The sequence below is a fragment of the Phaeodactylibacter sp. genome (assembly GCF_040219495.1).
Classification (GTDB): Bacteria; Bacteroidota; Bacteroidia; order Chitinophagales; family Saprospiraceae; genus Phaeodactylibacter.
Genome location: NZ_JAVJSK010000156.1, coordinates 57,992 through 71,496, shown reverse-complemented (window position 1 = coordinate 71,496; position 13,505 = coordinate 57,992). Strand labels below are relative to the sequence as shown.

10 protein-coding genes are annotated in these 13,505 nt (G+C 53.1%); 6 read left to right on the top strand and 4 right to left on the bottom strand.

Annotation, left to right across the window (positions count from 1 at the left end; all coding sequences use genetic code 11):
• The first annotated feature begins 92 nt into the window (after positions 1–92).
• Positions 93–3,797 (top strand): hypothetical protein, encoded by a 3,705-nt coding sequence (locus tag RIC19_RS25460; protein ID WP_350181214.1) that lies wholly within the window; start codon positions 93–95, stop codon positions 3,795–3,797.
• 148 nt (positions 3,798–3,945) lie between these two features.
• Complete coding sequence (locus tag RIC19_RS25455) at positions 3,946–6,780, top strand: serine hydrolase domain-containing protein (protein WP_350181213.1); 2,835 nt, start codon at positions 3,946–3,948, stop codon at positions 6,778–6,780.
• 23 nt (positions 6,781–6,803) lie between these two features.
• Here RIC19_RS25455 and RIC19_RS25450 read toward each other — a convergent pair whose 3' ends face one another.
• A complete protein-coding gene (locus RIC19_RS25450) occupies positions 6,804–8,081 on the bottom strand; it encodes an N-acetylmuramoyl-L-alanine amidase family protein (protein WP_350181212.1) in 1,278 nt (425 codons plus the stop codon).
• 172 nt (positions 8,082–8,253) lie between these two features.
• On the opposite strand from RIC19_RS25450, the gene RIC19_RS25445 reads away from it, so the two are divergent.
• Positions 8,254–8,913, top strand: coding sequence for a heme exporter protein CcmB (locus RIC19_RS25445; RefSeq protein ID WP_350181211.1), 660 nt, complete (start codon positions 8,254–8,256; stop codon positions 8,911–8,913).
• Between the two features lie 360 nt (positions 8,914–9,273).
• Here the strand turns inward: RIC19_RS25445 and RIC19_RS25440 are convergent, their stop codons facing one another.
• A complete protein-coding gene (locus tag RIC19_RS25440; protein WP_350181210.1) occupies positions 9,274–10,932 on the bottom strand; it encodes a methyltransferase domain-containing protein in 1,659 nt (552 codons plus the stop codon).
• A 220-nt stretch (positions 10,933–11,152) separates the two neighbouring features.
• Here RIC19_RS25440 and trxA point away from each other — a divergent pair, with 220 nt between their 5' ends.
• From trxA to RIC19_RS25425, 3 genes are all read left to right on the top strand, one after another.
• Positions 11,153–11,461 carry a thioredoxin gene (gene trxA / locus RIC19_RS25435; protein WP_350181209.1) on the top strand — a complete coding sequence of 103 codons (309 nt, stop codon included), beginning with the start codon at positions 11,153–11,155 and terminating at the stop codon, positions 11,459–11,461.
• Positions 11,462–11,574: 113 nt separating this feature from the next.
• A complete protein-coding gene (locus tag RIC19_RS25430; protein ID WP_350181208.1) occupies positions 11,575–12,171 on the top strand; it encodes a YeeE/YedE family protein in 597 nt (198 codons plus the stop codon).
• 70 nt (positions 12,172–12,241) lie between these two features.
• Positions 12,242–12,655, top strand: coding sequence for a DUF6691 family protein (locus RIC19_RS25425; protein WP_350181207.1), 414 nt, complete (start codon positions 12,242–12,244; stop codon positions 12,653–12,655).
• 95 nt (positions 12,656–12,750) lie between these two features.
• Here RIC19_RS25425 and RIC19_RS25420 read toward each other — a convergent pair whose 3' ends face one another.
• Positions 12,751–12,978 (bottom strand): hypothetical protein, encoded by a 228-nt coding sequence (locus RIC19_RS25420; RefSeq protein ID WP_350181206.1) that lies wholly within the window; start codon positions 12,976–12,978, stop codon positions 12,751–12,753.
• Between the two features lie 15 nt (positions 12,979–12,993).
• Positions 12,994–13,497, bottom strand: a complete 504-nt coding sequence (locus tag RIC19_RS25415; RefSeq protein WP_350181205.1) for a hypothetical protein — start codon at positions 13,495–13,497, stop codon at positions 12,994–12,996.
• Between the last annotated feature and the right edge of the window lie 8 nt (positions 13,498–13,505).

Below are 13,505 nucleotides of genomic sequence, written 5' to 3'. Positions count from 1 at the left end.
AGAGACGGGGGAGATGAAAGACTTCCCCGAAAAGTTATTGTATTCCGGAAAATGGCGATAAATTAAGACCCTTATTAATAGCAAAACGCACTATGAAGATGCAGGCGAGTGCCCAAGAATTAATTCAGTATGCCTGGAATGCGAGCGGCACCCATCTCAATGCTCATCCCGATTTTGAAGTTGCGCTCGACTTGGCAAGCCTGCCAAATGAGCAGGGGAAGGCATTGCTGATGCAGTTGATGCAGGGGGGCTTTCGGGATATTGTCACTACTGGCGTTGATCAGGAGCCCAGGGTGAGGCAGGTCTACTTTGAAGGAAAAGCCTGGGAGCGGTCACGTGGAGGTACTGCGGTCGGCATTGGCTATCCTTTTTTTCAAGCGGAAGACAAATCCGGGCGCCCTATCTTTGCGCCCCTGCTCATTTGGGAAGTTCACCTGGAGCCTGGCAATAAGTACAACAGCCCCTGGCGGTTGTCCCGGACCCCTACCCACCGCCTGCGCCCCAATTTGTATTTGCTGTCCTACTGGAAAGCGCAAAACGGAAAAGACCTCTCCGGAATCTTCGATCGCTTTCTCGACCGCCAGGCATTTGACCTGAAGCACTTACAGCAGCTTTGTACAGATGTGGGGGCGGAGTTGAGCGTTGAACAGATTGTCCTTACCGGTACGCCCGGAATACCTCCCAGTCAGGTGCCGGATGCTCCGGAAAGGGGCGAAGCCTTTGTGGAGTCCGCCATACTGAGCTTCTTCCCTCATCAGCCGCCGTTTACTGTCGGTGCAAGCCAGCCAGCAAAGGCCGAAACTGATGAGGCAGGGTATATCTTCGGGCCTTACGTGCTTGACCCTTTCCAGGCAACGGTAGCGGCAGAACTTCAGGCATCTGGACGCATTTGGGCCGATGGGCACAGCGGCACCGGTAAGTCCGCACTTGGGGTCCATCTTTTGGTCAACCAACTGGCTAATGGCAAACCCTGTCTCGTCGTCTCTGCACGTACGGGCATTCTGAAAGAGTACGAAACGGCGATCGGTCAGCTGGGGCTTTCGAAGCTCGCCTTTCTGCTCCGCGACACCGCTGCCGACAAAATGCTGATGCTGGATATTCTGCGGGCTGCTGTGGCTAACCGTGAGGTGCGCACCAGCTATGACCACCGCCGTTGGAAGCAAGCAGTCAATAAAGGGCAACGCCTGCATACCAAGCTCACCGAAAGCTACCGCGCTTACCGGAGGTCCACCATCTCCGGTTTGCCATGGGCAGAGACCATCGGGCAGTACCTGGAAAGCGCCCGGACCGAAGGGAAAGAACTACTTGGTACTCAACTCAATACCCAAGACTATACCTTCGATACCGCCACCTATGAAGCCCTTGCGGAAGTGGTAGAGCGCTGCCATCGCTTACTTGAGCAGACCCATACCACCCGGAGCCCGCTGGGCAGCCTCAGCCCGGGCTTGTTTCTGAGAATGGAGGAAGAGGAAGCCAAAACCTTCGCGGCTACTCAGGTACAGCAGTTACAGGATAAAGCCACGCGCCTTCAGTTGTGGTTTATCAATCGCCTGGACGCCTACGCCGATCAGCTCTCGGCCCACTACGAGCAGTATTACCAAAAATTTGCCCGTCAGCTCAGCCAGCTTAAAGATCAGATGGCCGAGCAGGAGTCCGCCTTTGGTGAAGCGTTCTACAGTGCAGGAGCGGGTACTCTGCGGCTGAAGCAAGTGTTCTCAGAACGGGCAAAAGCGCTTCGGCAGGCCCGGAAAAACATCCTTGAGGATTACGAAACACTGAAAGACGATTTTCAGCGGCAGCCCTACTTCGATGCAGAATTCCCTAAGTGGGAAGAAGCCGAGATGCCCGGGCTGAATCAGTGGCTGAAAGCTTTTGAAACCCGCTTGCAGCACTGGCGCATGAACCTGCGCGAACAGGTGCAGGATGAGGTCACCCGTCTCAGCCGGAAATCTGTCAATCCCCGGTTGGGGTTTGCCAGTCAGGTGGAGGAATTGGAAGAAAGCCTCGACCGCCTGCTCGACGATATCAATGAGACCGGGCTTTACCACCTGCCGTTGAGCCACAATACCCTCACCTTGCCTAAACGGCAGCGCTTCCTGGAAGAAGTGGTCGAGCAACTGGAGGAAACCAAAGGCGCTTTGCCTGACTTTAAGAATTTTTACGCCTGGCAGCGCAACTGGCTGCAGCTCGATGAATATGCCCGCCGGTTGATCAAAGCGCTGCTGAAGGTTAAGCCAAATAACTGGATGGCCGCTTTCCGGACCTGGTTCCTGGATAATGCCCTCAGTCAATCCTATGAAGCGGTATTATTGCCTGACCTGGAAGCAATTGATGAATATGCCAAGGTGGTTGAACGCCTTAGGGAAGACCTGGCCCCGCATACCCTGCAGCTCTGGCAGTCGAGGAAAGAGCAAGCTGTTCAGGACCTGCGGCGGCGAAGAAAAATTGCGCACAAATGGTTGATGCAGGGAGGGGCCATAGAGGCACCCATACAGTTTGCACGTCATTTGCGCACCCTGGGTGAGGTACCCATGGCGGTCAGCCCCGCCATACTGACAGTGCCCCATCTGGCGGAGGAGCTGTTCTCAGAAGGCAGGCAGCGCTTTGGCCTCGTTATTGTCGAAGAAGCCCACCTCCTGTCGGCTGCACTGCTCGAGCGCTTGTCTGCCCTGGGAGACCGGACACTCATGCTTAGCCCGAGAGGTTGGGATAACGATGCCTTACAGCCCGAAGAAATAAAGGAAGACGTGCCGGCTTTTCAATTGCGGCACGCCTATAAAACTAGCCTGCACCTGCGGGATGCGGTCCGCCCAGGCTCTGCAATACCCACAAAAGAGCAGGTCTCCTTCATACAGGTGGATGGTATCTACGATGAAGTATCGGAGCAAAATGATGCGGAAGCCCGTACCGTACTGGCCATGCTCACTAAAATAGAACGCACCCCTCAGCGTACCTATCCTTCCGTAGGGATCGTTTGCCTGACTACCGGGCAACGCCTCCTGCTGGCAGACCATCTGTTGGGCATTAAGCAAAGGCGCAGCACCGGGGTGGAAATCATTCAGCAGCTGGACCGGAATGGCCTCACGCTTATGGACCTGTCTGAAATTGAAGGCCAGAAATTTGATATCCTTATCCTTGCTTCCACCTTCGGCCGGGTAGGGCCCAACGGTCCGGTTACGGGTCATGTGCACCGGTTGGATAACCCGGAGGCCCAACAGCAGATTGAAGCACTGATGTGCGCCGCCCGGCAGAAAGTCTGGGTCGTAAGCTCCCTGCCTGAAAGCTGGTTGGAGGAAGGGCTGAAGTTGTTTGAGTTTGGGCAACGCCTGCCTGCCTGCTTAGCCTATTGGAAAGCCTGTGCTTCCAGTGATGTAGCCGGAATAGAACAATTGTCTGCCCGGTTTGCCACTTACTTCCAGCAATCAGTGGCTTTTCCACCTCCGTTTACGCTGCTGCGGCAGGTTCAGCAGTATTTACGGCCCTATCTGAGCCCCGGCCGGCTGCACCTGACAGAACGCCCGTCAGAGGACCAACTTTCCCTGACCGTAGACCCGGCACCCGGCTTTTCCGGAAAATTTGGTTTGACAGTAGATGGCTTCAAGGCACATACGCCCTATACCAGTTTTGCCTGGGAAGCACAACAGCGGCAATATTGGAAAGAACAAGGTTACGACCTGCACCAGATTTGGTCTCCCGAGTGGTGGCGCAATCCGGAGCTGCAGGCCCGGAAATTAGCGAGTGTGCTCATTCAGGAAGAGTCTCCGCCAGCACTCGGTGCCGCCGAAGAGGAAGAGTAGCTGCCGGCATAAAGGGCAACTTTAAAGAATCATTAACGGCCACGGGGATTTATTTGGTGTTTAGTAATGGATAGGGTAACCGATTAGGGGTTATCTGCGTATATTAGAATAGAATTAGGCAGTTTGTGATATGAGGAATGAGGCGATATTGACGGTTATACTGTTAGGGTTGGTGTTTTCATGCCAGCGTGAAGCCCCTGCGCCTGCAGTCGAGTTGCCGGGCTTATCGCCTTTTTTGCAGGCTGAGCCGCTCGGGCTAACCGAATGGCTGGCCGAACACTCAACCGAAGAAAAACTTCAACATTTACTGGTATTGAAGACCGGTGGGGCAGAGGTCAGTGCAGCTGCCCTTGGTACTGCCTCCGGTTGCTGGCTCACTTCCGCTGACACCGCTGACCTGAACCGGTTTGATCAGCTTTGGGAAGCCCGGCGCCCTTTCCCACCGTTCAAACTGACCGGCCTCAACCGCCTGCCCAGCCATCTCTTTGGTAAGGACCAATGGATGCCATCGCTGGAAGCTATGGCCGCTATCGGTGATGACAGCCTTCGCGCCCGGTTGAACCGGGCTTATCTGGATCAGGCCAAAGCGCTGGGCTTGAGCTGGCTGAGTATTCCCGGTTATGGTATGGAAGGTGGGGCTACGTTATTGCCGCCGTCAGCAATTCAGAATCAGGCCAGGTGGGTCAACCGGTTGAATGAAGCCCATCTTGTACCGATTGCAGCACCCTTTGCCGATTTCCATTTGCTGGGCAGCGATACCACCAAGGTTTACCGCCAGGCCTTTACTTACCATAAAACCCTCATAGAAGCGGGCTTGGGGGGCTTTTGGTTGCCGGTGGAGCAGTTAACAGCTGCGGGGGAGACCGGCCGTCTTGCAGGTCTTTTCCGGAATGAGCTTCAGTTTGGGGGGCTCCTGATCGCAGAGGTGAAAACGGAAGCGCAGGTATCCGCATGGCTGAAGGAGGATGTTGATTTGCTGGTGATTGAAGCCGGGCAGTATATGGCTGCATTACAGGCGTTGAAGTCGGCTTACCGCAAAGGAGTACTCAGCGACGAGCGGCTGGATCAGAAACTGACGAAGATACTAAAGGCGAGAGCCTGGGCTGGTGATAAGCCTGCTGCTCCCGAAAAAGCACCTGCCAAAAAACGGGCACTCGAAGCCTCTGTTGCCGGAGCTGCGGTGAAAGAACCACCCGTTAGTCTTTCCCGTGCCGATTACTTCCAGTCAGAGAGCTGGCCGGTTTGGCAGCGCAGGGCTTACGCTGCGTCCATTGTGCTGGCTTCCAATCCGGAGCAACGTGTGCCCCTCCCATCCGGGTCTGAAGAATGGGCGATTTTGCATTTGCCGGGTACGGTTTACGACCGGCACTTCGAGCAGATATTTGGGCACTATGCCAATTACCGTTCGGTGCGTTCCTGGGCAGAAGCGGCTACGGCAGACCGCCTGGTCGTTTTACTGGATAATTACCGTTTGCAGGCTCCTGACTTCGGGCAGCTGGACCGGATCCGGGAACAGGCGGAGGTCGTTATTGTAAACTTGGGCCACCCCGTCAACCTGCAGCAATTGAGCCGGCAGGAGGTGGTGGTGCAGGCTTTTGGCAATGGCGATCTGGAAAAAGAACTAACCGCGCAGTTACTCTTTGGCGGCATCCCTGCTGAAGGGCGCCTGCCTCTGACTTATAGCCCTGATTTTCTGATAGGGCAGGGGGCAAAAACACTACCCACCCGCCTGGAATATGGTTTGCCACAGCAAGCCGGTATGCAGCCACAGCGCCTGGTCGGTATTGATGCCATCGTGCAGTCTGCCATCGATGAAGGAGCAACGCCCGGTGCGCAGGTGCTGGTCGCCAAAGCAGGCAAAGTGATTTACCATAAAGCATTTGGGCACCACACTTACGATGAGGAGCACAAAGTCCAGCTTTCTGATTTGTACGATGTGGCTTCTATTACGAAAATTGCGGCTACGACCTTGGTAGCCATGCAGCAGTATGAAGCCGGGAAGTTGAAAACCAAAGACCGGCTGAGAGACCACCTGCCGTTACCGTCCAACAGCCGCCTGCGCAACCTGACCCTGCAAAAGCTAATGACCCACCGTAGTGGGCTGCAACCTCACCTGCCGGTGATCCCCTATTTGCTGGCCCGCGAAGCGGATAATGATAATTGTACCGACTACTTTTGTAATGCCTGGTCTCCGGAATTTGCCGTGCCGGTAGCGGATTCCTTCTATTTTTCCTCCCGCCACCATGACGAAATCTGGAAGGATATGCAGCACCTGCGCGGGCGGCGGACGCGCTACCGTTACAGTGATGCCAACTTCGTGCTGACGCAGCACGTGGTGGAGGCTTTGGGCGGGCACCGTTTAGATACCCTCGCTACTGAAAGCTTTTACGAGCCACTGGGGTTGCGGCACACGCAGTTTACACCGCTCCGCCAACATTCGATTGAGCAGATCATCCCTACAGAATTGGACTACCGGTGGCGGCATCAGCTGGTGCATGGATTTGTACACGATGAAACTGCCGCATTACTGGGCGGGGTAGCTGGCCATGCTGGCTTGTTTAGCAATGCGCAGGATTTAGCAGTATTGTTCCAGATGTTGCTAAATGGCGGCACCTACGGCGGGCAGCAATTTCTGAAGCCGGAGACGATTGAGTATTTCACGAGTGCAGACCACGGGAATCATCGCGGGCTGGGCTTCGATAAGCCCGAAGAGGAAGACATCGAGGAGAGAGGATACCCTAAGGCGATTAGTCCGCGCACTTACGGTCATACCGGCTTCACTGGCACTTCCGTCTGGGTAGACCCGGATGAAGGGCTTATCTATATCTTCCTGTCGAACCGCATCCATCCTGACCGGAGCAACCGTAAGCTTTTCACAGCGCAGGTGCGGGAGCGGATCCACAATGTGATTTATGATGCGCTTGGGACTTTCGAGCCTGAATGGCCTGAGCTGCAGCGGCCTCTGGCGGCGAGCGGTCAGTAGAGTTCTGTTTCAAACACACGCTCTTAGTCCAGAATACCCTCCAGGAGCCAGTCAGCCAGTGCTTGCCGGTTGCTTTCCAGAATGACTCTTTGCTGGTCGAATTTATTCCTGATGTTGGCCAGTTCGATGTAAACAGAAGGGGTTAGCGTTTCCCGGAGCATGTGAAGGTCGCGTGGGGTGACGGTGCCGTGGTACTGTCCGTTAGCCCGGTATTTGCGGTATTTTTTGCGCAACGCTTTCTGCAGGTCCAGGGCAATTTCCTTGCTCTCGGAGCTGGTAGGGTGATAGTAGAAAAAGACATCTTTTCGCTCTCCTTTATTTCGGGAATCTACATGGACGATCACCGTTGTTTGTTCTGCTACGCCTGCTGCCTTATGCTTTTCGTAGAGCTCATTAATGGCATTGGAGCGCTGGAACAGGCGGGGCTTTTGCTGCCGCATGATTTTCAGGTCGTTCCAGACCACTTCGTCATAATCGCAGTCTAGGAACTTATCGCTTCGGATACCATCATTTTTATCGCGAATTATCATGTAGGCTGTTGCGCCGTGGGAGACCAGGTTGCGGCAAAGGCGCAGGGCAACATCGTAGGCGTACTCGTCTTCACAGAGGCTGTACGTTCCGCGCCGCCCAATAGCGCCGGGGTCGGGCCCGCCGTGCCCGCTGACGATGTAGAAAACTTTGCCCTTGAGCCGGTTGCTCACCAATGGGGTGTAGGCGTGTTTCGGTCCAAAGATGGGGAATTGGCGGTTCCCACTACCGGATTTGCCGGCAGACTCCTCGGGCTGCCGCTCCACTACAGGTTCAGGGATCTTCAGGTCGGGCTCCGGGCAGTAAAGTTCGTGGTAAGGTACCCAAAGTACCTGGTCTTCCTTAAAGGACTTTTCCCGCTGTTTTTCCGCCAGCATCCGTTCGTTATAGTCCTGAATGCGTACGGCCAGGTTCCAGTCGTCTATGCCTATAGTTGACCGGATGGTCCGCCCATTGAATTCATAGACTAGGATAGGGAGCTCGTAGGTACGGCCCACAATCAGGTGGGCATTCTTCTGCAAGTTGTTGAGGCTGTAAAACTTAGTGAAGTTACAGGAATTTCCATCCAGGCCGTGCCGCCGCATCAGCGCATAGATCCCATCGCCGGAAACGGCCCTGACCGTATAATACCGGTTGCTTTCCGATATTGTAGCTTTTGGGAGTTGAGCCTGCACCGGCCATGCTGCCGACAAACAAGCTATCAGTATTGTCAGGTATAGAATTTTCTGCATCATCGCATACCCTTTGTAGGCCATAATACAATGGCTACGCATTCATTTTGGTTGACTTGGGGTGCAAAATATACTCATTACCAACGAATAAAGAAGGTTTGGAAATATAGATTTTGTGCTAAAGCATGATAAGAGCTTGTCGGTGCGTCGCAAAAAGATCATAAACCAAACAGAGGAATCGTTCCTTAAAACCCAAATTCCCTACCTTCGCACCATGGGATTGATGAAAGAAGTGGTTTTTCTGTTGCGTAAAGACTTGCGTTTGGAGCTGCGTTCCAGCTATGCCATTAGTGGTATCTTGTTATACGTGTTTTCAACCGTTTTTATTGTCTACTCTTCTTTCCAGCGGGTGCGGCCGGATGTCTGGAACGCACTGTTTTGGGTCATTGTCCTGTTCGCTTCCATTAGTGCAGTAGTGAAAAGCTTTGTGCAGGAGCATGGCGCCCGGGAGCTGTACTACTATACCCTGGCTAACCCAACCTCCATACTGCTTTCTAAGATTCTTTATAATATTTTGTTGCTGAGCCTTTTAAGCTTGCTTACCTGGTTGGGTTTTAGCTTTGTGGCCGGCAATCCGGTCAAGGAGACCGCGCAGTTCTTTGGGGTCATCTTCCTGGGGGCAACCGGCTTTTCCATCACCTTTACTTTTGTCTCGGCTATTTCTTCCAAAGCAGACAGCAGCTCCACCCTGATGGCTATCCTGGGCTTTCCTCTCATTATACCAATCCTGCTCACCCTCATCAAGTTGTCTGCCAACGCCCTGCGGCTGATGCGGGATACCGGTATTGAGAAAGACGTTTTTATTCTGGTCTCAATCGATTTGTTATTGCTTGGGATTGCTCTCGTTCTGTTCCCCTTTTTGTGGCGGGACTGAGAGATATTCCGGAAATCCCTGGGGAACTCTTTGAAAAATTGTAAATTAACGCCACCAAAGGAGGTCATTCTTTCGGGAATGATCATCCAGTGTAGGCAGGCACTATGTCCTGCCTACTTTTTTTGACCCACCCGTTATGGATTGCTCCCAACACGCTCTTACTCCGGCAAGGTTCGCGATCGTACTGAAAAGGTCCACACTGCACAGGGGAGCGTGCTCTTCGTCAACCCGGGTTGCCCCTTTCCCTGAGCTGAACATCGGCATATTGATACCACCCTGGTATAAAGTCCCTTTCACCTTATTATTGGAGTAGGAAGCCGGGGCTACCTGATTGCTTGGGCAGAGCCACTTTGGGGAGGATCAGGCCTTTTGTGCTATGACAAAATATCGGGTACTCTTGCAGCTGTCGGCCAGTTCAGGGATAAGCTCCAGGCTGTAGGCATCGTATAGCAGGACAGTGCCCCCGAAGGCCTGTTCAAAGTAAGTCCGTACCCGGTGCATAGGCGGCAAAAAGCGCTTGTGCCTGCCTGCGTAGTTCAGGTCCATTGTACCTGCCCGGAATTCAAGGTTCAGGATTTCGCTTTCCTGGTACATCCGGCCAGCTTCTTCAATCAGCTTCGGCGTGCGGAGGGAAATGATCGACTGATCCTCGGAGTACATCACGTTGGGGTACCAGCGGATGTGGTCGGGCGTGATGAAGTCTCCCAGGAAATAGCCGCCGGGTTTAATGAGGGCGGCGGTCTTTTCAATCGCTTCCTGCAAGTGGCTGCTCGGCAGGTAGTGGAATACATTCAGCCCGGTGAAGGCGATATCCCATTGGCTGCCCTCCGCTTCAAAGGCGAGGATATCCCCCTGTTCTGCCCGGATGCGGTGGCGCGCTTCCTGTACCATAGCCTCAGAGAGGTCCATCCCGAGCAGCTGCGCATGGGGCAGCCCCAGCTCGTCAATGATATACCGCTCTACTAAACCGGTACCTGCTCCGATAGACAAAAGGCGCTTATCAGACAGGTCAGGCACAAAGTGCTGTTTGAAAAACTGTAAGCCACCGGCAATGAAGCCTTCCAGGCAGGGGCGGCAAATCAACGAATCGTATAGCGCAGCGTATTTGTGGAATTGGTCGCCCTGCGTTTGCTCGTCGGCGAGGGTGCTTTGGAGGCGGGCGGCAGCTTGTAGCTCCTGATTGAGTATCCGCCAGAAGACAGAGTTGACCGCATGGCCTTCAGCATTGGTGTGTGCCCGCAGGTCGCTCAGGAGCTGGGCGCGGCCGGCATCCGAGAACAAGCGCCGGGCAGCGGCTTCAAGTTTCTGAGCAGCGCCGGGCAGTTTGGCATCTGCCATTTGCTTCAGGCGGCGGGTGAGCTCTACCTGATAGCGCAGCAGGGTGGGGAAGTCCGCTTTGGGGCCGGGCTCTGTCCACTTCACTTCACTTTCCGGCAAGGCGAAGAAAACGCCGCCGTCAACCCGCTGTATCGTATGGTGCTCAAGATCAAAGACCCGGGCGTCACCGGTAACGTTTTCGATGTTTTCCGGGCGGCCGTAGACGTGCAGGGTGAGGAAGGGCTCATCCGTGGGGTTGCCCATTTGGTGGACCAGGGTATGACTCACACCCACAACATCACCGGGCTCGAACGCAAAGCGGGAAAGGGTAGTGATACGGTCTTCTTCAATGCGGAAAGTGGCGTGCTCTGCCTGGCCGAATACCTGCACAGCGCCCCATTCGGTATGCCCATGATCGTGGATACCTGAAAAGTCGCCAGGCTTCCAGCTCATGGCCATGATCTCGAAGTGGTCACCCTGATAGATCAGCCTGCGGCCGTAGCTGTCGGCTGCAGGGTGGTCAAAATCGGCCCACGGCTCCAAATCTCCGGATTGTACAGCGGCTTCTAATACGATTTTACGCATATCAGCAGGCCTGAGCGCCCGTTTGGCTTCCAGTTGCCGGGCGATATATTGTAACGCTTTGGGTAGTTCTCCAATCTTGTTTGCGGGGGGGGAAGGGTGGCTCACCGTTTTTTGCATCGTTTAATTATTTCGTTAAAGGCGCCTAAATATCGTTAAAACAGCATAAAGTATTGGTGACGAGGGTCACAAATGGAGGAGAGAGAACATTTTTAGATTTAATTTTATTCCTACAGGTTAAGTGGGTAAATTAATTTATTCAGAATGTGATAGGCGTCACTGAATAGGGGTGTGCTCTGTTGCATCTTTGCACTGTCACCTACAAAAAAGACAATTGAAAATGAGCAAGAAAATGTCATTCAAAGACTTGATCAACGGCGATAAGCCTGTATTAATCGACTTTTCTGCCGAGTGGTGCGGCCCTTGTAAAGCGATGGCACCTATCCTGAAGGAAGTTGCCGGGCAGATCGACGGAAAAGCCTCTATTGTAAAAATAGATGTAGACCGCAACCGGGAGCTGGCTACCAAAATGCAGATTCAGGGTGTACCTACATTCGTGCTTTTTAAAGCTGGTGAAGTGATGTGGCGGCAGTCTGGCATGCAGTCTGCACATCAGCTGAAGCACGTCATCGAGGAATTCTCTAACTAATCTGAATAATCGAGTCCGCATCAGTAAGCCGTTGCACGGCTGGCAGCCTTATATTTGAGTGCAATAGCCCTGGTGTGCCTTCCTTTGGATTATATTAAACAAACCGAACTATTATGAATTTAGCAGTAAATGCGTCATCCCTTATTCAGTTTATCAGTCAGCCCTGGCATTGGGCGGTCTCTGGTGCTGCAATTGCACTGGTATTAGCTTTGATGACCTGGATGGGCCGTAGCTTTGGCGTTTCTACTACCTTTAAAGCCTTTTGCAGTGCTGCCGGTGGTGGGAGGTTCTCTGACTTCTTCAAGATGGACGTCCGGGAGGAGTTCTGGCGGATCGCTTTTGTAATCGGAGGCGTTATTGGAGGGTATATTGCGACCCACTTTTTGCAAAGCCCTGAGGCCGTTGCGATCAGCCCGGAAACAGTGGACTACCTGGCAACGCTGGGCATCAGCTATCCGGAAGCGGATGCGAAGGGGATTGGCTTTGTGCCAACCTCTCTGTTCAACTTCCAAAGCCTGAGTGGTATACTTATGGCGGTGGGTGGTGGTTTTTTGGTGGGCTTTGGAGCCCGCTACGGCGATGGTTGTACCTCCGGGCACGCTATTTCCGGATTGGCCCACTTTCAGCTACCTTCTCTGATCACTGTGATTGGGTTCTTTATTGGTGGACTGGCTATGACCCATTTTATTTTTCCACTTCTGGTGGGCTAAAACTATGGAAGGAATCTGCTCCAATCATAGCCTAACATTTTTTAAGCAAAAAGTCGTAGAACACAACGATATGAAAAACTTATCCTTTTTAGCCGTGGGCATCTTTTTTGGGATCGTGATGGCAAAATCTGAAGCTGTATCCTGGTTCCGTATTCATGAGATGTTCCGCTTTGAGAGTTTCCACATGTACGGCATCATCGGTACTGCTGTAGTACTGGGCGCTGCTTCCATGTGGCTAATGAAAAAGACCGGGATGACGACCCTCAGGGGCACCCTGGTGGGTTATAATCCTATGAATTTGAACATCAAGCGGCACTTGCTGGCCGGCACCATATTTGGGCTGGGCTGGGCATTGGTAGGCTGCTGCCCCGGGCCAATGTATGTACTGCTGGGCAGTGGGTATGCTATCATGCTAGTGATACTGGCAGGAGCTACCCTGGGTACTTTTACCTACGGGCTGGTTATGAAGTACCTGCCACACTAAAATATTTTCAGTTGGGTGATTTATTGGGTTACGGGTGGGCTGTTTCAGCAGCTCATCCCCTACTTTCAAATTAGGCTCGCAAAGACTTTGCGGGCCTATTTTTTTTGCCGTCGGTTGCGCCAGGCACCGAAGACCAGTAAGCCTGCCCCCAGGATTGCACCGGCCAGCCCTGCTCTTACAAAGCTCAGGCTTAGGGGTTCCTGCCCAAATTCACGTTCAACCTGTAGCACATCTTCTATGATCATCTGGCTGAAAAAGACTGCCGCGATACCGGTAAGCAAAAAGAGCAGCCCAAAGGCGAAGAAGGTTTTATTGTTACGCATTGGATTTGAAGGATATCAGGCATCCTCCAGAGAGGCTTGAAGCCGGTAACACCGCCACTTCAGCTGCTGTATTACCAGCCAGCTGTCGCAAAATGCCGTGAGGACAAGTTCTGGAGTACGACCCATTTTTTCATAAGGTATTTCAGTACCGGACCCCAATCCTTTAGAAGACTTCAGCAGTTTACCGGCCCGGTAGTAGAAATAGTGGGCAAGCTGAAATTGTTCATCTAAGGTAAAACGGAGTACATCTGTACCGGAGGTACGGGTGAAGTCCTGTAGCGCCTGGTCGGTGTCTTCTTTGTCATGCAGCCCGGCCTTTCTAAGGAGCATGGGCTGCCCATTATGAACTGTAGCCAACAGAAAATTAGGCGTTGCGGATTGAGATAGTGTGGAGTACGCTTCCTTTAAGAGCATCGATTTATCGGAGGGCTCGGCATCAATACGAATGTTGTCGAGGAAGCCTTCCGCATTAAGCACAATATTTTTTCCGGCAAGGATAAACTCATAATGGTCGGTCATGTAAATTC

Coding starts and splice junctions, on each gene's coding strand:
- RIC19_RS25460 (WP_350181214.1), top strand. CDS start 93: ATGAAGATGCAGGCGAGTGCCCAAGAATTAATTCAGTATGCCTGGAAT.
- RIC19_RS25450 (WP_350181212.1), bottom strand. CDS start 8,081: ATGCGTAGCCATTGTATTATGGCCTACAAAGGGTATGCGATGATGCAG.
- RIC19_RS25445 (WP_350181211.1), top strand. CDS start 8,254: ATGGGATTGATGAAAGAAGTGGTTTTTCTGTTGCGTAAAGACTTGCGT.
- RIC19_RS25440 (WP_350181210.1), bottom strand. CDS start 10,932: ATGCAAAAAACGGTGAGCCACCCTTCCCCCCCCGCAAACAAGATTGGA.
- trxA (WP_350181209.1), top strand. CDS start 11,153: ATGAGCAAGAAAATGTCATTCAAAGACTTGATCAACGGCGATAAGCCT.
- RIC19_RS25430 (WP_350181208.1), top strand. CDS start 11,575: ATGAATTTAGCAGTAAATGCGTCATCCCTTATTCAGTTTATCAGTCAG.
- RIC19_RS25425 (WP_350181207.1), top strand. CDS start 12,242: ATGAAAAACTTATCCTTTTTAGCCGTGGGCATCTTTTTTGGGATCGTG.
- RIC19_RS25420 (WP_350181206.1), bottom strand. CDS start 12,978: ATGCGTAACAATAAAACCTTCTTCGCCTTTGGGCTGCTCTTTTTGCTT.
- RIC19_RS25415 (WP_350181205.1), bottom strand. CDS start 13,497: ATGACCGACCATTATGAGTTTATCCTTGCCGGAAAAAATATTGTGCTT.